17 protein-coding genes are annotated in these 17,370 nt (G+C 59.2%); 11 read left to right on the top strand and 6 right to left on the bottom strand.

Going from position 1 to position 17,370, the window contains the following annotated elements; translation table 11 throughout:
- The first annotated feature begins 12 nt into the window (after positions 1–12).
- Positions 13–1,407 carry a PhoH family protein gene (locus AC1RDQ_RS14865; RefSeq protein ID WP_008050144.1) on the top strand — a complete coding sequence of 465 codons (1,395 nt, stop codon included), beginning with the start codon at positions 13–15 and terminating at the stop codon, positions 1,405–1,407.
- Positions 1,408–1,535: 128 nt separating this feature from the next.
- Here the strand turns inward: AC1RDQ_RS14865 and AC1RDQ_RS14860 are convergent, their stop codons facing one another.
- The gene (locus tag AC1RDQ_RS14860; protein ID WP_492587605.1) at positions 1,536–1,979 is read right to left on the bottom strand and encodes an HIT family protein; all 444 of its coding nucleotides are present in this window, start codon (positions 1,977–1,979) and stop codon (positions 1,536–1,538) included.
- A 739-nt stretch (positions 1,980–2,718) separates the two neighbouring features.
- On the opposite strand from AC1RDQ_RS14860, the gene moaC reads away from it, so the two are divergent.
- From moaC to AC1RDQ_RS14840, 4 genes are all read left to right on the top strand, one after another.
- Positions 2,719–3,192: a cyclic pyranopterin monophosphate synthase MoaC gene (gene moaC / locus AC1RDQ_RS14855; RefSeq protein WP_057713392.1), complete on the top strand. Its 474-nt coding sequence runs from the start codon at positions 2,719–2,721 to the stop codon at positions 3,190–3,192.
- Positions 3,189–3,431, top strand: a complete 243-nt coding sequence (gene moaD / locus AC1RDQ_RS14850) for a molybdopterin converting factor subunit 1 (RefSeq protein ID WP_057713393.1) — start codon at positions 3,189–3,191, stop codon at positions 3,429–3,431. The genes moaC and moaD overlap by 4 nt, the downstream gene beginning before the upstream one ends.
- 3 nt (positions 3,432–3,434) lie before the next feature.
- Positions 3,435–3,887: a molybdopterin synthase catalytic subunit MoaE gene (gene moaE, locus AC1RDQ_RS14845; protein WP_007989960.1), complete on the top strand. Its 453-nt coding sequence runs from the start codon at positions 3,435–3,437 to the stop codon at positions 3,885–3,887.
- Between the two features lie 305 nt (positions 3,888–4,192).
- Positions 4,193–4,969, top strand: a complete 777-nt coding sequence (locus AC1RDQ_RS14840; protein WP_057713394.1) for an ABC transporter substrate-binding protein — start codon at positions 4,193–4,195, stop codon at positions 4,967–4,969.
- 126 nt (positions 4,970–5,095) lie between these two features.
- On the opposite strand, the gene AC1RDQ_RS14835 is transcribed toward AC1RDQ_RS14840, so the two are convergent.
- From AC1RDQ_RS14835 to AC1RDQ_RS14815, 5 genes are all read right to left on the bottom strand, one after another.
- Positions 5,096–5,737, bottom strand: coding sequence for a helix-turn-helix transcriptional regulator (locus tag AC1RDQ_RS14835; protein WP_007972668.1), 642 nt, complete (start codon positions 5,735–5,737; stop codon positions 5,096–5,098).
- 90 nt (positions 5,738–5,827) lie between these two features.
- Positions 5,828–6,955 carry an NAD(P)/FAD-dependent oxidoreductase gene (locus tag AC1RDQ_RS14830; protein WP_492587603.1) on the bottom strand — a complete coding sequence of 376 codons (1,128 nt, stop codon included), beginning with the start codon at positions 6,953–6,955 and terminating at the stop codon, positions 5,828–5,830.
- A gap of 150 nt (positions 6,956–7,105) precedes the next feature.
- Positions 7,106–8,050, bottom strand: a complete 945-nt coding sequence (locus AC1RDQ_RS14825) for an ornithine cyclodeaminase family protein (protein ID WP_492587601.1) — start codon at positions 8,048–8,050, stop codon at positions 7,106–7,108.
- A gap of 123 nt (positions 8,051–8,173) precedes the next feature.
- Positions 8,174–9,664, bottom strand: a complete 1,491-nt coding sequence (rhlB, locus tag AC1RDQ_RS14820) for an ATP-dependent RNA helicase RhlB (protein WP_492587600.1) — start codon at positions 9,662–9,664, stop codon at positions 8,174–8,176.
- A gap of 98 nt (positions 9,665–9,762) precedes the next feature.
- Positions 9,763–10,419: an alpha/beta hydrolase gene (locus AC1RDQ_RS14815; RefSeq protein ID WP_057713399.1), complete on the bottom strand. Its 657-nt coding sequence runs from the start codon at positions 10,417–10,419 to the stop codon at positions 9,763–9,765.
- A 469-nt stretch (positions 10,420–10,888) separates the two neighbouring features.
- Here AC1RDQ_RS14815 and AC1RDQ_RS14810 point away from each other — a divergent pair, with 469 nt between their 5' ends.
- The 6 genes from AC1RDQ_RS14810 (at position 10,889) to AC1RDQ_RS14785 (ending at position 17,274) form a co-directional block, all read left to right on the top strand.
- Positions 10,889–11,920, top strand: a complete 1,032-nt coding sequence (locus AC1RDQ_RS14810; RefSeq protein WP_008018591.1) for an amino acid ABC transporter substrate-binding protein — start codon at positions 10,889–10,891, stop codon at positions 11,918–11,920.
- Between the two features lie 65 nt (positions 11,921–11,985).
- The gene (locus AC1RDQ_RS14805) at positions 11,986–13,167 is read left to right on the top strand and encodes an amino acid ABC transporter permease (RefSeq protein ID WP_057713400.1); all 1,182 of its coding nucleotides are present in this window, start codon (positions 11,986–11,988) and stop codon (positions 13,165–13,167) included.
- Between the two features lie 10 nt (positions 13,168–13,177).
- A complete protein-coding gene (locus tag AC1RDQ_RS14800; protein ID WP_057713401.1) occupies positions 13,178–14,275 on the top strand; it encodes an amino acid ABC transporter permease in 1,098 nt (365 codons plus the stop codon).
- Positions 14,276–14,303: 28 nt separating this feature from the next.
- Positions 14,304–15,068: an amino acid ABC transporter ATP-binding protein gene (locus tag AC1RDQ_RS14795; protein WP_007989979.1), complete on the top strand. Its 765-nt coding sequence runs from the start codon at positions 14,304–14,306 to the stop codon at positions 15,066–15,068.
- A 252-nt stretch (positions 15,069–15,320) separates the two neighbouring features.
- On the top strand, positions 15,321–15,980 hold the full coding sequence (locus AC1RDQ_RS14790) for a FadR/GntR family transcriptional regulator (protein ID WP_057713402.1): 660 nt from the start codon (positions 15,321–15,323) through the stop codon (positions 15,978–15,980).
- The gene (locus tag AC1RDQ_RS14785) at positions 15,970–17,274 is read left to right on the top strand and encodes a CynX/NimT family MFS transporter (RefSeq protein ID WP_223501938.1); all 1,305 of its coding nucleotides are present in this window, start codon (positions 15,970–15,972) and stop codon (positions 17,272–17,274) included. Before AC1RDQ_RS14790 ends, AC1RDQ_RS14785 begins: the two co-directional genes overlap by 11 nt.
- Positions 17,275–17,370 lie beyond the last annotated feature (96 nt).

The raw sequence follows: 17,370 nt of genomic DNA, 5'->3' as shown, positions 1-17,370 counted from the left end.
AGGTGACCGAGTATGGATGATCACGGACGTAGCTCTTCTTCCAACCAGCCAATCCTTTATGTACTCGATACCAACGTATTGATTCACGATCCAAACGCGCTGCTTAACTTCGAAGAACACCACGTCGCGATCCCGATGACCGTGCTTGAAGAGCTCGACAAGCTCAAGAGCGGGCATCACAGCGTAGCCGCCGAATGCCGCCAGGCCATCCGCCTGATCGACAAGACTCTGGGCGATGCCTCACCCGAGGACGTCGAGCAGGGTGTGCCGATCCAGCGTGGCAAAAGCGGACCCAAGGGTTTGCTGTCAATTCTGATGAGCAAGCATGCCGAGCCGAATCTGATTCTGCCCGAGCACCTGAACGACAACAAAATCATCAATCAACTGATCGACCTGCACGCGCGCGATCCGAAGAAGCCCGTAGTGCTGGTCACCAAAGACATCAACATGCGCCTCAAGGCGCGCGCCTGCGGAATCGCGGCCGAGGACTACAGCACCGACCAACTGGTCGACGACGTGTCCTTGCTGCCCAATGGCTACCACAACATGACCGGCTCTTTCTGGGACCGCGTGAGCAAGGTTGAAACCCGTCAGGACCACGGCCGCACCTGGCATCAGGTGCAATTGATCGACAACCTGCCGGCGGTGCACATCAACGAATTCATCATTGATGAACAGGGCTTTGTCGGCTGGATCAAGGAGATTGAAGAGGACCGCTTGCTGATCCTCGACCTGCACCAGGAACCGCTGCTGCACCAGGAAGCCTGGGGCCTCAAGCCGCGTGATATCTATCAGAGCCTGGCGTTGTACGCCTTGCTCGATCCGGATATCCACCTGGTCAACCTGTCGGGTGCCGCGGGTTCGGGTAAAACCATCCTGGCGCTGGCCGCTGCGATCGAGCAGACCATGGTCAGCAAACGTTATCGCCGCATCATCGCTACCCGTAGCGTGCAGGGCCTGGATCAGGAAATCGGCTTCCTGCCCGGTACCGAGGCGGAAAAAATGGAGCCGTGGCTGGGCGCCATCACCGACAACCTCGAAGCCTTGCACATGGATGACGAAAGCACCCATGGCAGCGTCGACTACATCCTCAGCAAAGTGCCGTTGCAGTTCAAATCCCTCAACTACATCCGGGGCCGCAGCTTCCAGCAGAGCCTGATTCTGATCGACGAATGCCAGAACCTCACGCCGCACCAGATGAAAACCATCATCACCCGTGCCGGTGCCGGTTCCAAAGTGGTGTGCCTGGGCAACCTGGCACAGATCGACACCCCTTACCTGTCCGCGACCAGCTCCGGGCTGACCTACCTCACTGAACGCTTCAAGGACTTCCCGAACGGGGTGCACATCACCCTGCAAGGGGTACCACGTTCGATCCTGGCCGAATACGCCGAATCGCATCTGTAACAGTCCACCGGAACCGGGCGGCCGCAAGGTTGCCCGGTTTTTTGTACGCGACGTAAAGGCTGTGCCTCAGGGCAGACCCAATACCGATGAGTGTGTTTCTGCAAAGCCTGGGGCGAAAGCAGTCTTGTTTACAGAGGTTGCGAAAAATAGCCCTTGAGGGTTTCCGTAAGAATTGATTGAGCGTTCAATACCACTTGGGTCGGCTCAGACTGTGAGCTACTAAACTTTTTTCGCGCCCAACTGAAAAAGAAGGGGCCATCAATAATATGTTCATTGTGTTCCGACAAATATAACTTGGTCACGGAAGCATATCTGGGGAAAACGTGAAAATGCAGTTCATGATTGAGTTCGGAAATACGCATTATGTATACTTTTTCAGGAGAAAATAGAGTGTTTAAGGCTCGCTCCGTAAATGCTAGCCCACTCATCAGTTCGGCACTTTCCTCTGCGCTTAGTTCTGCAAGTCTTGTTATGTCCCGCTTAAGAGAAATAATCATGTAGCCAGGGATATCACAGTCCCGGCAATGAGAGATTATGATGTGTTTTCCTGAGTAAATTGTCCGTGCTGACATGACTAACCTTCCGTGTGCCAACCATGGTTAGCGTGTAGGGCCCGCGCCGTTGAGCTCCTGCCGGAGGTCGGCAGAAAAGGGCGCGTGTTCATGATTTCTTCAGGAGATCCTGGCTGATGACTGCCGGAAACTGCGCCGGGAGCAATAGCGTAGACTTGGATATTGGATTTACTGAATTCGCGTGCCAAAGACCTTTTGTGATACCACTGACTTGAGTTTGTAGGGTCGTGAATTTTGTTGGTCAGTTTTTCTCGAATTAACAACTCGGTCAATCATTCAGTTGTAGGAAGTTTCACGGCAGGTTATGGGTGCGGACTTTCGGAGAGTTCTTACGTCGAGACTTGTTATAGGATAATCAGTAAGTTATCAACTGGTGAACAAGGTTGAGTCGTTCGGCGATGTGAAAAAAAGCGCATTTCCAGTAGGGTTTTGTTACATGTATTTCTGTTGTTTGGCAGTGTTTGTAAGCTTAATAAGGAATCGCATTTGTAACAGTCCACCGGAACCGGGCGGCCGCAAGGTCGCCCGGTTTTTTATGCCCAACACAAATCCAAATGTAGGAGCGAGCCTGCTCGCGATGGACGTCAACGAAAACGCGTGCTGCCTGAATGACCGCGTTGTCCCTGCGTTTTTCGCGAGCAGGCTCGCTCCTACAGGGGGATTGTGTGAGCCGATAATCGTGCGTGCGGAAAATTGACCCGCAGGTTTACAATCGACGCTCCTGATCAGGAGTAATCCCGTGCTGACTCATCTCGATTCCCAAGGTCGCGCCAACATGGTCGACGTCACTGAAAAAGCCGTGACGTTCCGTGAGGCGACCGCTCAAGCGCTGGTGCGCATGCTGCCCGAAACCCTGCAGATGATCGTCAGTGGCGGCCACCCCAAGGGTGATGTGTTTGCCGTGGCACGCATTGCCGGTATCCAGGCGGCGAAGAAAACCAGCGATCTGATTCCCCTGTGCCATCCGCTGATGCTGACCGGTGTCAAGGTCGAGCTCAGTGCCGAAGGCGAGGATTCGGTGCGCATCGTGGCGCGTTGCAAGCTGTCAGGGCAAACCGGCGTCGAGATGGAGGCCCTGACCGCTGCCAGCGTCGCCGCGCTGACGATCTACGACATGTGCAAGGCCGTGGACCGTGGCATGACCATCGAAAGCGTGCGTTTGCTGGAGAAGGTCGGCGGCAAGAGCGGACATTTCCAGGCGGAGCAGTCATGAACGTTACCGTAAAGTTTTTCGCCCGTTATCGTGAAGCGTTGGGTCTGGATTCGGTGAAAGTAGAAGGCAACTTCGCCACCGTCGACGACGTCCGCGCACTGTTGGCCCAACGTGACGGTGCCGAGGTGTTGAGCGAGCAGAACCTGATGTGCGCCCGCAACGAAGACCTGTGCCAGCTCGACGAGCCGGTCAGCGACGGCGATGAAGTGGCGTTCTTTCCGACTGTGACCGGAGGCTGAACCATGGCGATTCGCGTGCAGTCCACGGCGTTCGACCCTGGAGCCGAAGTCAACGCCATGCACGATGCCAATGTCGGCGTGGGTGCAGTGGTGAGTTTTGTCGGCTACGTGCGCGACTTCAATGACGGCCTCGACGTCGCCGGGATGTTCCTCGAACACTATCCCGGCATGACTGAAAAAGCGTTGGGCAAGATCGCCATCGAGGCAGAGCAGCGCTGGCCGCTGCTCAAGCTGGAAGTGCTGCACCGCATCGGCGCCCTGGAGCCGGGCGAGCCGATAGTCTTCGTCGGCGCGGCCAGCGCCCATCGTCAGGCGGCATTCGACGCCTGCGCCTTTGTCATGGATTACCTGAAAACCCGTGCGCCGTTCTGGAAGAAAGAAAACACCAGTGATGGGCCGCGTTGGGTCGAGGGGCGTGACAGTGATCATGCGGCGGCGGATCGCTGGAAGCAGTAGTTTCTGCGGCGTTCTTTAGTCAGTCTTCGCGGGCAAGCCCGCTCCCACAGGGTTCTGCGTCGTACACAAAGTTTGTGTTCATCCAGATCCACTGTGGGAGCGAGCTTGCTCGCGATGAGGCCTTTCGATTCAACCAATCATTCCCGGATTCACCACCCGACCATCGGCCGGAACGGGCTGCATTTACCTCATTGACGGTTAATACATAAAAGTCCAGTATGGAATTATAAGTACAAAAAAGTTTCCACCCGTTTCAGCTTTTTCTTCTGTCTTGCCAAACCAACAACAACCGCGAGAAAACGAACATGAAGAAGTTCCCCCTCATCACCGGTCTGGCCCTGAGCCTGTTGGCGTGCAGCTCTGTGTTCGCCGCCGAGAAAACCCTGCGCATCGGTATCGAAGCGGCGTATCCACCGTTCGCCTCGAAAACCGACAAAGGCGAAATCGTCGGTTTCGACTATGACATCGGCAATGCCTTGTGCGCACAGATGAAGGCCAAGTGTGTGTGGGTCGAAGGCGAGTTCGATGGTCTGATTCCGTCCCTGAAGGTGAAGAAAATCGACATGGCGCTGTCGTCCATGACCATCAATGAAGACCGCAAGAAGTCGGTGGACTTCACCCACAAGTACTATTTCACTTCGTCGCGTCTGGTGATGAAGGACGGCGCGGTGGTGGATGACCAGTACGCCAGCCTCAAGGGCAAGACTGTCGGTGTGCAGCGCGCCACCACCACCGACCGTTACGCCTCCGAGGTGTTCGAGCCCAAGGGCATCAACGTCAAGCGCTACAGCAACAACGAAGAAATCTACATGGACCTGGCCGCCGGTCGCCTCGACGCGATTTTTGCCGACACCATTCCACTGAATGACTTCCTGTCGATGCCCCGTGGCAAGGGTTACGCCTTTGTCGGGCCGGAGCTCAAAGATCCGAAATATGTGGGCGAGGGTGCCGGGATTGCAGTGCGCAAGGGCAACACCGAGTTGGTCAGCGAGCTGAACACGGCCATTGATGGCATTCGCGCCAGTGGTGAGTACCAGAAGATTTCCGAGAAGTACTTCAAGTCTGATATCTACGGCGACTGACAAACCGCCATCGCGAGCAAGCTCGCTCCCACAGGTTCAGTGGTGTACATATCTCTTGCGCACGACTCGGACACTGTGGGAGCGAGCTTGCTCGCGATGAGGCCCTTCCAGCACATTTCTCAGGGCTCAGCCCTTCAATTCCTTCAAATGCTTGTACACCGTCGCCCGGCCCATGTTCAGCACATTGGCCACGTAGTTCGAGGCGCTTTTGCCCTTGAATGCGCCTTCGGCGTGCAACGCCAGCACCAGTTCGCGCTTGTGGTCGCGGGTCAGCAGATTCAGGCTCAACTGGCGCTCACGCAGCCAGGCGTGGAGGAAGGTGTTGATCCGCTCCTGCCAGTCATCGCGGAACAGTGCATCCGGTTGCGGGATCAGCTTGGTCGGCGACAGGAACAGGTCCAGGGCGGCCTTGGCATTCTCGAACAGCGAAATATTCAGGTTGATGCACAGCACCGCCAGCGGATGACCTTCGCTGTCCCGTAGCACCGTGCTGAGGCTGCGAATCTTCTGACCATCCCAGTTGAGCTTTTCGTACGGCCCGATATTTCGTTCGCTGACATCGTCGCTGAGCATGTCTTCCAGCGCCGAGTCGTCGCCGATTTCCCGCTTGGACAGGTTGTTGGCGATGTAGTCGACCTTTTGCGTGCGCAGGTCGTGCAGCACCACTTCGGCGTGGGGAAAAAACAACGTGGCGATGGCGTCGGCAATCGCGTGGAAGTTATCCAGGGACGTGTCGTCCAGGGCCGAGTCTTTTTCGGGGGCGTTCATACAGTGGAACTCCAGGCAGCGTCAGCGCCCCATCAAAGGGGCGCTGAAAGTGTGCCGTAATCGTGTGGGCACGTCACCTGAGGATCAGGATCAGCCGAGGCGGGCAGGGGAGAGCATTTCGGCATTCAGGCCGAAACGGCCGAGCGACTCGGGCAACGCTGCACCGCGCACCAGTGCCGCGCTGGCCTGGCCCATGGCCGGCGAAGTCTGGATGCCATAACCGCCTTGTGCCGCGACCCAGAACAGCCCCGCTACCTGTGGGTCGAAGCCGGACAACAGGTCGCCGTCGCCGACGAAGCTGCGCAGGCCGGCCCAGGTGCGGGTCGGGCGGCGAATGGTCAGGGTCGTGGCTTCTTCGATCTGGTAGATGCCCATGGCGATGTCCAGCTCTTCGGGCTGCACGTCGTGGGGTTCCACCGGGTCGGCGTTGGCTGGCGAGCCGAGGAACATCCCGGCGTCGGGTTTCATGTAGAAGGACTCGTCGAGGCTGACCAGCATCGGCCAATGGTGGATGTCCACGCCTTCGGGGCCGGCGAAGATGAACGCGGCACGGCGTTTGGGTTGCAGGCCCAGGGGTTTGGCGCCGGCCAGTTCGCCGATCTTGTCGGCCCAGGCGCCAGCGGCGTTGATGATGATTGGCGCGTTGAACGTCTGGCTGTTGGTCTGAACGTGCCATACACCTTGTTCGTCGCGGCTCAGGCCGACGACTTCGCTGTCGGTATGCACTTCGCCCTGGTTGCGGCGGATACCGCGCAAATAGCCCTGGTGCAGGGCGTCGGTGTCGATGTCGCTGGCGGTCGGGTCGTAGATAGCGCCGTAGACCTTTTCCCGGCGCAGGATCGGCACCAGCGCGCAGGCCTCGTCGGTGCCGAGCAATTGCATCTCCGGCACCGTGGTTTTTGCGCTCTGGTATTGCCTGTTCAGTTCGTCCGGGTCGCCGGTCAAGTCCACGGTCATTTCGCCCCGCGGGGTCAGCAGCGGGTGTTCGCAGAAACCGCTGGGCGGGTTGTCGAAAAAGTCCCGGCTGGCCAGGGTCAGCGCCCGCACTTGCGGGGTGCCGTAGGCCGCGGTGTACAGCGCCGCCGAACGGCCGGTGGAGTGATAGGCCGGATGGGATTCGCGTTCGAGCACGATCACGCGGCCGTGCTGCGACAACCAGAAACCTGTGGAAGCACCGGCAATTCCGCCGCCGATGATGATGAAGTCTGCCTGGCTCATGAACGTCTCCTGATGGGGCGTAAGTGCCTATGGTGAAGAAATTTTCTGTGGGAGCGAGCTTGCTCGCGATTGCGGTCAATCATTCAGCATGGATGTCGACTGACTTGACGCTATCGCGAGCAAGCTCGCTCCCACAGATGAGTGGTGGTGTCAGTGAGATAGGCGATAGATCGCATTGGCCAGCGCAATGTCTTCCAGGCCCAGGCCGATGGAGCGGAAAAACACGTGACGGTCGTAGTCGGGGCGCTGCACCTTCTCGCTGAGCAGGTCGGGCAGGTCGCCAACAATCGCGCCCTTGTCCCAGCCGTGCCGTTCGGCGGCGATCAGCATTTCGCCGGCCGAGCCCGGGGTAGTCAGGCGATAGTCACAGAACACCTGCATGTCGTTGAGGCTCTGCGGCGGCACTTCGTGGGCACGCGGCGCATTGGTGCTGATGGAGGTGATCAACGCCGGTTTGCGCAAGCTCGATGGATCGATCACCGGACCGGCGGACGAGGTGCAGAGCATGATCACGTCGGCGTCCTGAACGGCAGCTTCGCGACTGTCGACGATGTTCAGGCGTGGCTCGATGTTTTTCAGCAGGCTCACGGTTTCGGCATCTTCGCTCAAGCTCGGCGAGTACAGGCTGATGCTCTGCCAGTCGCGCAGGCCTTTCACGTAGTGCAGGTGCGCCTGGGCCACTTTACCGCTGCCGATGATGGCCAGACGATTGGCTGTGAGTGGCGCCAGGGCGTCGACTGCCACGGCGGTGGTGGCCGCCGTGCGCGCGGTGGTCAGTTCTCCGGCATCGCACAGCAACAGCGGCTGGCCGGTCTGCATCGACATCAGCAGCGTCCATGCAGTCACCAGCGGCCCCTGTTCACGGACGATGTACGGTGACGTCTTGATCCCGTACACGCCGTCTTCGGCCAGCACGCCCAGGTAATTGATGAAGTCGCCGGCACCCTGCGGGAACTCCACCAGTTGCTGCGCCGGTTGCACCGCTTGCCCGGCGGCCAGGTCGCGGAACAGTTTGCGTAGAATCTGCGGCACATCGACTCGCGCCAGATACTCGCGGGCCTGGGCTTGGGTGATCACTTGGGGAGTACTGGACATGGTCGGCTCCGGGATTTGAATTAAACTAATTTGTCCATTATGGACTTTTAGTTCTCTAGAACAATATCCGGGCGAAAAAAAAGCGCAGTCCGTTGCCGGCTGCGCTTTTCTTTTCAGCGTCGCTTAATGAGGACGCTTGCGCTCAACCGCCCGCAACAGATGCGTCGGTGGCGTTTCACAGCTGATCTTGCGCCCCAGCTTTTCCTCGATGGACGGTAACTGGTAGGAGTCGTCTTCACCGGCAAAGCTGATGGACACACCGTCGGCACCCGCACGACCGGTACGACCGATGCGGTGCACGTAGTCGTCCGGCACTTCCGGCAGGGTGAAGTTGATCACGTGGCTGATGCCGTCGATGTGGATACCGCGACCGGCGACATCGGTGGCGACCAGTACGCGGATCTTGCCTTCGCGGAAGCCTTCGAGGGTCTTGATGCGCTTGTGCTGCGGCACGTCGCCGGACAGTTGCGCGGCGTTGATGCCGTCGCGCACCAGGCGTTCTTCGATGCGCCGCACTTCATCCTTGCGGTTGGCGAAGACAATGACCCGCTCCCAACCATTGTCGTTGACCAGGTTGTAGAGCAGCTTGTACTTGTCGGCACCGGCCACCGCGTAGATGTGCTGCTCGACGTTTTCGTTGGCAACGTTCTGCGATTCGATCTCGACGATCGACGGATCGGTGGTCCATTGCTTGGCCAGGTTCATCACGTCTTCGGTGAAGGTCGCGGAGAACAGCAGCGTCTGGCGCTCGGACTTCGGCGGCGTCTGGCGAATGATCTGGCGCACTTGCGGGATGAAGCCCATGTCGAGCATGCGGTCGGCTTCGTCCAGCACCATCACTTCGACCATGTCCAGATGCACGTCGCCGCGCTGGTTGAAGTCCAGCAGGCGGCCCGGCGTGGCCACGAGGATGTCGCAGTGGCGGGCTTCGAGGTGCTTGAGCTGCTTGTCGAAGTCCATGCCACCGACGAACGTCATGACGTTGAGGCCGGTGTACTTGGTCAGGTCGGCGGCGTCCTTGGCGATCTGCACCACCAGTTCGCGGGTCGGCGCGATGATCAGTGCCCGTGGCTCACCCATGTAGCGCTCTTTCGGCGGCGGGGTTTGCAGCAACTGGGTGATGATCGAGATCAGGAACGCAGCGGTCTTGCCGGTACCGGTCTGGGCGCGGCCGATGGCGTCTTTGCCCGCGAGGGTGAAGCCCAGCACCTGTGCCTGGATCGGCGTGCAATACGGGAAGCCCAGATCCTGGATGGCGTGCATCAGTTCAGGGGCGAGTTTGAAATCGTGGAAGCGGGTCTTGCCTTCCTGGGGTTCGACGACGAAGTCTTCGAGTTTCCATGGGATGACCGGTGCCTTGGGCTTGGGTTCGCGGCGCGGTTTGGCGGGTTTCGGCGTGTCGCTGCGCGGCTGCTCCGGGGCTGTGATCGCCGCAGTGTGGGCGTCTTCTACGGTCTTCGGCTCGTGCTTGGGTGCAGTCGTGGTGGCGGTCCGTTCAGACTGATTGCCGTCGGTGCGGTGGCCGGGAGCGTGAGACGGAGCGCTGGGGACTGGCGCGAGTTGCTCAGTCTCGCTTTTACCGAACATTTTCTTGAGTGCTTTGAGCACGGTCATCTCATCAATTGGTTAAGGAATGTACGCCGGGCAGTGTAATGCAAGAATCGGGCGCGGCGTAGTGGGATGGATCAAAGGGCGCTTTTAAACAGAAATGCTTAACGCAAGCGCTCGGCGAGCCAGACGCCGATGTCGCGAATTTCTTCGGGTAACACTTCGTGACCCATTGGGTATTCCTGCCATGTCACGGTGACACCACGCAGCTTCAAGTGCTCGTAGGCGCTGCGCCCCATCGAGTTCTGCACCACATCGTCGTACTGGCCGTGCAGGCACAGCACTGGAATGCGCTGCTGGCTGGCGGACATTTCCAGTTGGTCACTGAAAGTCGGTGCATAAGTGGAGAGGGCGAGTACGCCACCCAGTGGTCCCTGCCATTTCAGAAACGCGGTGTGGAGCACAACCGCACCACCCTGTGAAAAACCTGCCAGGAAAATCCGCGAGGCGTCTATTCCGCTGGCCTTCTGCGTTTCGATCAGTTCGATGATCCAGTTGGCAGATTCTTCCAATTGCTCGCGGTTGATCGCGCGCGCGGGGCTCATGGCCAATATGTCGTACCAACTCGGCATCTCGTATCCGCCATTGATGGTGACGGCGCGGCTCGGCGCCTGGGGCAAAACAAAGCGGGTGCTCAACAGGGTTTCCTGCAGGGCTTCGGCCACTGGCAGGAAGTCGTAGCGATCGGCACCCAGGCCGTGCAGCCAGATAACGCAGGCATCTGCGGTCTTGACGGGTTCAAGAATCAAGGGGTTGGTCATGGCTGCTCCAAAAGTGTGCGTGCGCTCTTATTGAGTGCTAAGGCTGAGTGCGTGTCTGGTTGATCAGTTACGAAGATGTCGCAAGGTTACAAGTTTTGCTATTGACCTGCAGCTGAACCGCTTCGGAGAGCAGTGTGGTACGGGCTTTGCTATGGCGAAGTCTGTATGAAAAATCCCACGCCTGTCGGTAACACTATCAGGCCAAGGTTATTAGTGGGATTGAAAAGAATCCGGTGATGGATGTTCGCCAAAGGCCGATATGGGGCTTCGCGAACGTGAAAGGGCTACAGCCCGTTCGGCCGACTGGTGAGAGTGAGTTTTCCATGACGTGGATTTTCTCCTACTAGACTCATAGCTAACGTCTTACGTCGGTTGACCCCCAAAACAAGCCAACACGGGTCGACTACGCCTCAAAAGGGTGCGACAGGACTCACGCTCCGACACAACAAGAGCAAAACTGGAGGTTTGAATGAAGATGTTGAAATCCACCCTGGCTATCGTGACTGCAGCCGCAGTACTCGGTGTCAGCGGGTTTGCCCAGGCGGGCGCAACCCTGGATGCAGTGATGAAGAAAGGTTTCGTGCAGTGTGGCGTCAGCGATGGCTTGCCAGGCTTCTCGGTTCCGGATTCCACCGGCAAGATCGTGGGTATCGATGCTGACTACTGCCGTGCAGTAGCGGCGGCTGTCTTCGGCGACGCGACCAAGGTCAAGTTCAGCCAGTTGAACGCCAAGGAGCGCTTCACCGCGCTGCAGTCCGGCGAAATCGACATTCTGTCGCGCAACACCACCATGACCAGCTCCCGTGACGCGGGCATGGGCCTGAAATTCCCGGGCTTCATTACCTACTACGACGGTATCGGCTTCCTGGTAAACAACAAGCTGGGCGTCAAGAGCGCCAAGGAACTGGACGGTGCAACCATCTGCATCCAGGCCGGTACTACTACCGAGTTGAACGTTTCCGATTACTTCCGCGGCAACGGCCTGAAATACACCCCGATCACCTTCGACACCTCCGACGAAAGCGCCAAGTCGCTGGAATCCGGTCGTTGCGACGTACTGACCTCCGACAAATCCCAGCTGTTCGCCCAGCGCAGCAAGCTGGCTTCGCCGAAGGACTACGTGGTTCTGCCGGAAACCATTTCCAAGGAACCTCTGGGCCCGGTCGTACGTAATGGCGACGACGAGTGGCTGGCCATCGTGCGCTGGACTGGCTACGCCATGCTCAACGCTGAAGAAGCCGGCATCACTTCGAAGAACGTCGAAGCCGAAGCCAAGGGCACCAAGAACCCTGACGTTGCCCGTCTGCTGGGTACCGACGGTGAATACGGCAAAGACCTGAAAGTGAAGAAAGACTGGGTCGTGCAGATCATCAAGCAAGTCGGCAACTACGGCGAAGTGTTCGAGAAAAACCTCGGCAAGAGCACTCCGCTGGAAATCGACCGCGGGCTGAACGCTCTGTGGAACGCTGGCGGCATTCAATACGCACCACCAGTGCGCTGATGGTTCTATCACCCGGTGGGCCAACCACCGGGTGATGTTCTGTTCCATTATTTCCGGGGCACTTCATGCAAAATTCAATCGGCGCACCAAAGCAGAGGCTCAGCCTCAGCGATCCACGCGTGCGTGCTTGGGTATTCCAGATCATCACGATTATCGCGGTGGTCTCGCTGGGCTGGTATCTGTTCGATAACACCCAGACCAACCTGCAACACCGGGGCATTACCTCCGGTTTCGACTTTCTGGAGCGCAGTGCCGGTTTCGGCATCGCTCAACACCTGATCGACTACACCGAAGCGGACACATACGCCCGGGTGTTTGTCATTGGTCTGCTCAACACCTTGCTGGTGACCTTCATCGGCGTGATCCTGGCGACGATCCTGGGTTTCATCGTGGGTGTGGCGCGGCTGTCGAAGAACTGGATCATCGCCAAGCTGGCGACGGTATATGTGGAAGTCTTCCGCAACATTCCGCCGCTGCTGCAGATCCTGTTCTGGTACTTCGCGGTGTTCCTGACCATGCCGGGGCCGCGCAACAGTCATAACTTCGGCGACACCTTCTTCGTCAGCAGCCGTGGCCTGAACATGCCGGCCGCGTTGATGGCGGACGGCTTCTGGCCGTTTATGACCAGTGTTGTAGTCGCCATCGTCGCCATCGTGCTGATGAGCCGCTGGGCCACCAAGCGCTTCGAAGCCACCGGTGTGCCGTTCCACAAGTTCTGGGTTGGCCTGGCGATGTTCCTGGTCATCCCTGCGCTGTGTGCGCTGATTTTCGGTGCACCGGTGCACTGGGAAATGCCGAAGCTGCAAGGCTTCAACTTCGTCGGCGGCTGGGTGTTGATCCCGGAACTGCTGGCGCTGACGCTGGCTTTGACCGTGTACACCGCGGCGTTCATCGCCGAGATCGTGCGCTCTGGCATCAAGTCGGTCAGCCACGGCCAGACCGAAGCGGCGCATTCCCTCGGCCTGCGCAACGGTCCGACCCTGCGCAAGGTGATCATCCCGCAAGCCCTGCGCGTGATCATCCCGCCGCTGACCAGCCAATACCTGAACCTGGCGAAGAACTCCTCGCTGGCGGCCGGTATCGGTTATCCGGAAATGGTCTCGCTGTTTGCCGGGACCGTGCTCAACCAGACCGGCCAGGCGATCGAGGTGATTGCCATTACCATGAGCGTGTACCTGGCGATCAGTATCAGCATTTCCCTGCTGATGAACTGGTACAACAAGCGCATTGCGCTGATCGAGCGGTAAGGAAAAGCGCATGAGTACTCATACTTTCAAACCCGACATGCCACCGCCGGCCAAGGTCTTCGGCCCGATGGCGTGGATGCGCGCGAACATGTTCTCCAGCTGGCTCAACACCCTGCTGACCCTGTTTGCGTTCTACCTCATCTACCTGGTGGTACCGCCGATCCTGCAGTGGGCGATCCTTGACGCCAACTGGGTCGGCACCAGCCAGGCCGATTGCACGAAGGAGGGCGCCTGCTGGGTGTTCATCCAACAGCGCTTCGGCCAGTTCATGTACGGCTACTACCCGCCGGTACTGCGCTGGCGCGTGGACCTGACGGTGTGGCTGGCGATTGTCGGCGTGGCGCCGTTGTTCATCTCGCGCTTTCACCATAAGGCGGTGTACGGGCTGAGCTTCCTGGTGCTGTACCCGATCATTGCCTGGTGTCTGCTGCATGGCGGCGTATTGGGTCTGGACGCCGTGGCGACCAGCCAGTGGGGCGGCCTGATGCTGACCCTGGTGATTGCCACCGTCGGCATCGCCGGTGCGTTGCCACTGGGGATCGTCCTGGCGCTGGGCCGTCGTTCGAACATGCCGGCGATTCGCGTGGTCTGCGTGACCTTCATCGAGTTCTGGCGCGGCGTGCCGTTGATCACGGTGCTGTTCATGTCCTCGGTGATGCTGCCGTTGTTCCTGCCGGAAGGCATGAACTTCGACAAGCTGCTGCGGGCGCTGATCGGCGTGATCCTGTTCCAGTCGGCCTACGTGGCCGAAGTGGTGCGCGGTGGTCTGCAAGCAATTCCCAAGGGACAGTACGAAGCGGCGGCGGCGATGGGCCTGGGTTACTGGCGCAGCATGGGTCTGGTGATTCTGCCGCAGGCCCTGAAACTGGTGATCCCCGGCATCGTCAACACCTTCATTGCGCTGTTCAAGGATACGAGCCTGGTGATCATCATCGGCCTGTTCGACCTGCTCAACAGCGTCAAGCAAGCCGCCGCCGACCCGAAATGGCTGGGCATGGCCACCGAAGGCTATGTGTTCGCCGCCCTGGTGTTCTGGATTTTCTGTTTTGGTATGTCGCGCTATTCCATGCATCTGGAACGCAAGCTCGACACTGGCCACAAGCGCTAAGTCGCTACCTAATTTAGGAAGTTTTGTGATGAGCGAAGCAATCAAACAGCCTGTGAGCCCTGAAGGCATTATTCAGATGCAGGGCGTGAACAAGTGGTACGGTCAGTTTCACGTACTCAAGGACATCAACCTCAACGTCAAGCAGGGCGAGCGTATCGTGCTGTGCGGCCCGTCGGGTTCCGGAAAGTCCACCACCATCCGCTGCCTCAACCGTCTGGAAGAGCACCAGCAGGGCCGCATCGTGGTCGATGGCGTGGAGCTGACCAACGACCTCAAGCAGATCGAAGCGATCCGCCGTGAAGTCGGCATGGTGTTCCAGCACTTCAACCTGTTCCCGCACCTGACCATCTTGCAGAACTGCACTCTGGCGCCGATGTGGGTGCGCAAGATGCCCAAGCGCAAGGCCGAGGAAATTGCCATGCACTACCTGGAACGCGTACGCATTCCGGAGCAGGCGCACAAGTACCCGGGGCAACTGTCCGGCGGTCAGCAACAGCGCGTGGCGATCGCTCGCGCGCTGTGCATGAAACCGAAGATCATGCTGTTCGACGAACCGACGTCAGCACTCGACCCGGAGATGGTGAAAGAGGTACTGGACACCATGATCGGCCTGGCCGAAGACGGCATGACCATGCTCTGCGTGACCCATGAAATGGGCTTCGCGCGCACCGTGGCCAACCGCGTGATCTTCATGGACAAGGGCGAAATCGTCGAACAGGCTGCGCCGAACGACTTCTTCGACAAGCCGCAGAACGAGCGCACCAAGCTGTTCCTGAGCCAGATCCTGCATTGATCAACCCCAGGCACTGAATTAAACCCGGACATGTTCCGGGTTTTTTTTTGCCTGCGGAAAACTCATACCCCTGTAGGAGCGAGCTTGCTCGCGATGGACTGGAGAGCGCCGCGGGGTACCTGCCAACCAGCGTTATCGTTGACGACCATCGCGAGCAAGCTCGCTCCTACAAGGGGGGCTGTTGCCGTTCTGGGATATGTTGACTAACATGTCAGAAAATTCATCCTATGATTGGATGAAAGGGCGAATTCCATGTCAGAAATTTCTCCATTAGTGAAACGATCCCTGGTCGATCAGGCCCTGGATCAGTTGCGCCTGCGCATCAACCAGGGCACCTGGGTCGTGGGTCAGCGCTTGCCCACCGAGCCTGAGTTGTCCGCCGAGCTGGGCATCAGTCGCAACACCGTGCGCGAAGCCATGCGCGTGTTGGCGTTTTCCGGGTTGATCGAAATCCGTCAGGGCGACGGCAGTTACCTGCGGGCGGTGGTCGATCCGCTCGATACGTTGAAGGCGCTGTCCCGTTGTTCTCTTGATCAGGCCCGGGAAACCCGGCACATCCTCGAAGTCGAGGCCATTGGCCTGGCGGCAGTGCGCCGAACCGATGAAGATCTGGTGGCTTTGCGCGAGGCCCTGAGTGTCAGCGGCAGCCACTATCACGGCGATCTCGACACCTACATCGCCTGCGACCTGGTGTTTCACCGCCGGTTGGTGGACGCCGCACACAACCCGACCCTCAGCGAGTTGTATCGCTATTTCTCCAGCGTCGTCGGCGCCCAATTGCGCCAGATCCTGAACATCGTCCCGCGCCGTCAGGAAGTGTTCGACCTGCACATCGCGTTGCTCGATGCCGTCGAGCAACGCGACCCGGAACGAGCCAAAGCCCTGTCGAGGCAGTTGATCAATGAACCTTGAAACCGAGAAGTCCATGCACCGCAGTGAGTTATCCACAGCCCTCAAACGTTCGGCCGAGCTGGAAGAGTTGCTGATCGATGCCGAGGCCGATGACGAACAGGTCCAGCAAGCTCACCCGGTTCTGCACCGGCCCTGGCTGTTGCTGCTGGGCCTGATTCTGGTGGCGCTGAACCTGCGCCCGGCGCTGTCGAGCATGGCGCCGATGCTCAGCGAGGTCTCGAAGTCCCTTGGCTTGTCGGCGTCCGCGGCGGGGTTGCTGACCACGTTGCCGGTGCTTTGCCTTGGCCTGTTTGCGCCGTTGGCACCTGTGCTGGCGCGGCGATTTGGTGCGGAGCGGGTGGTGCTGGGCATTCTTCTGACCCTGGCGGGCGGGATCATCCTGCGCAGTTCGTTCGGTGAAATCGGTCTGTTTGCCGGCAGTGTGCTGGCCGGTGCCAGCATCGGCGTGATTGGCGTGTTGCTGCCGGGCATCGTCAAGCGCGACTTCCCGAAACAGGCCGGGACCATGACCGGTGTCTACACCATGGCCCTGTGCCTGGGTGCGGCGATGGCGGCGGGTGCGACCGTGCCGTTGAGTGAACACTTCGACAAGAATTGGGCGATGGGCCTCGGCTTCTGGGTCATTCCGGCATTAGCGGCCGCGCTGTTCTGGTTGCCGCAAGTCGGCCAGAAACACGGCGCGCACAACGTCGCCTACCGGGTTCGCGGATTGCTGCGCGATCCGCTGGCCTGGCAAGTGACCTTGTACATGGGCCTGCAATCGTCCCTGGCCTACATCGTTTTCGGCTGGTTGCCGTCGATCCTGATCGGACGCGGCCTGACTCCGACCCAGGCCGGTCTGGTGCTGTCGGGTTCGGTGATCGTTCAACTGGTCAGCTCCCTCGCCGCGCCATGGCTGGCGACGCGCGGCAAGGATCAGCGCCTGGCGATTGTGATCGTGATGGCCCTGACCCTCGGCGGTCTGTTCGGTTGCCTGTACGCCCCGATTGAAGGTCTGTGGGGCTGGGCGATTGTGCTGGGGCTGGGGCAGGGCGCCACGTTCAGCCTGGCATTGACCCTGATCGTGCTGCGCTCGCGGGACTCCCACGTTGCGGCGAACCTGTCGAGCATGGCCCAGGGCTTCGGTTACACCCTGGCGTCCATGGGGCCGTTCGCGGTCGGCATCGTGCATGACTGGACCGGCGGCTGGACGGCCGTGGGCTGGATCTTCGGTGTCATCGGCCTTGGTGCGATCCTCGCCGGCCTGGGGGCCGGACGTGCGTTGTACGTGCAGGTCGAAAGCGAAAAGGTCTGATTCCCGCACACTGTCGGTATTCGTCTTGCGAATGCCGATAGTGTTCGACCCATTTGCAGACTATCGTGCAGGCAATCTTTCGATACCCATTGCACA

Source organism: Pseudomonas sp. GW823-FHT02E01 (genome assembly GCF_058797535.1).
The sequence above is the reverse complement of the archived record's forward strand: the minus strand, read 5'-3'. Positions and strand labels throughout refer to the sequence as shown.

Bases quoted from the DNA above. Each gene is read 5' to 3' on its own strand.
- AC1RDQ_RS14865 (WP_008050144.1), top strand. From the start codon at position 13: ATGGATGATCACGGACGTAGCTCTTCTTCCAACCAGCCAATCCTTTAT.
- AC1RDQ_RS14860 (WP_492587605.1), bottom strand. From the start codon at position 1,979: ATGTCAGCACGGACAATTTACTCAGGAAAACACATCATAATCTCTCAT.
- moaD (WP_057713393.1), top strand. From the start codon at position 3,189: ATGAACGTTACCGTAAAGTTTTTCGCCCGTTATCGTGAAGCGTTGGGT.
- moaE (WP_007989960.1), top strand. From the start codon at position 3,435: ATGGCGATTCGCGTGCAGTCCACGGCGTTCGACCCTGGAGCCGAAGTC.
- AC1RDQ_RS14840 (WP_057713394.1), top strand. From the start codon at position 4,193: ATGAAGAAGTTCCCCCTCATCACCGGTCTGGCCCTGAGCCTGTTGGCG.
- AC1RDQ_RS14835 (WP_007972668.1), bottom strand. From the start codon at position 5,737: ATGAACGCCCCCGAAAAAGACTCGGCCCTGGACGACACGTCCCTGGAT.
- AC1RDQ_RS14830 (WP_492587603.1), bottom strand. From the start codon at position 6,955: ATGAGCCAGGCAGACTTCATCATCATCGGCGGCGGAATTGCCGGTGCT.
- AC1RDQ_RS14825 (WP_492587601.1), bottom strand. From the start codon at position 8,050: ATGTCCAGTACTCCCCAAGTGATCACCCAAGCCCAGGCCCGCGAGTAT.
- rhlB (WP_492587600.1), bottom strand. From the start codon at position 9,664: ATGACCGTGCTCAAAGCACTCAAGAAAATGTTCGGTAAAAGCGAGACT.
- AC1RDQ_RS14815 (WP_057713399.1), bottom strand. From the start codon at position 10,419: ATGACCAACCCCTTGATTCTTGAACCCGTCAAGACCGCAGATGCCTGC.
- AC1RDQ_RS14810 (WP_008018591.1), top strand. From the start codon at position 10,889: ATGAAGATGTTGAAATCCACCCTGGCTATCGTGACTGCAGCCGCAGTA.
- AC1RDQ_RS14805 (WP_057713400.1), top strand. From the start codon at position 11,986: ATGCAAAATTCAATCGGCGCACCAAAGCAGAGGCTCAGCCTCAGCGAT.
- AC1RDQ_RS14800 (WP_057713401.1), top strand. From the start codon at position 13,178: ATGAGTACTCATACTTTCAAACCCGACATGCCACCGCCGGCCAAGGTC.
- AC1RDQ_RS14795 (WP_007989979.1), top strand. From the start codon at position 14,304: ATGAGCGAAGCAATCAAACAGCCTGTGAGCCCTGAAGGCATTATTCAG.
- AC1RDQ_RS14790 (WP_057713402.1), top strand. From the start codon at position 15,321: ATGTCAGAAATTTCTCCATTAGTGAAACGATCCCTGGTCGATCAGGCC.
- AC1RDQ_RS14785 (WP_223501938.1), top strand. From the start codon at position 15,970: ATGAACCTTGAAACCGAGAAGTCCATGCACCGCAGTGAGTTATCCACA.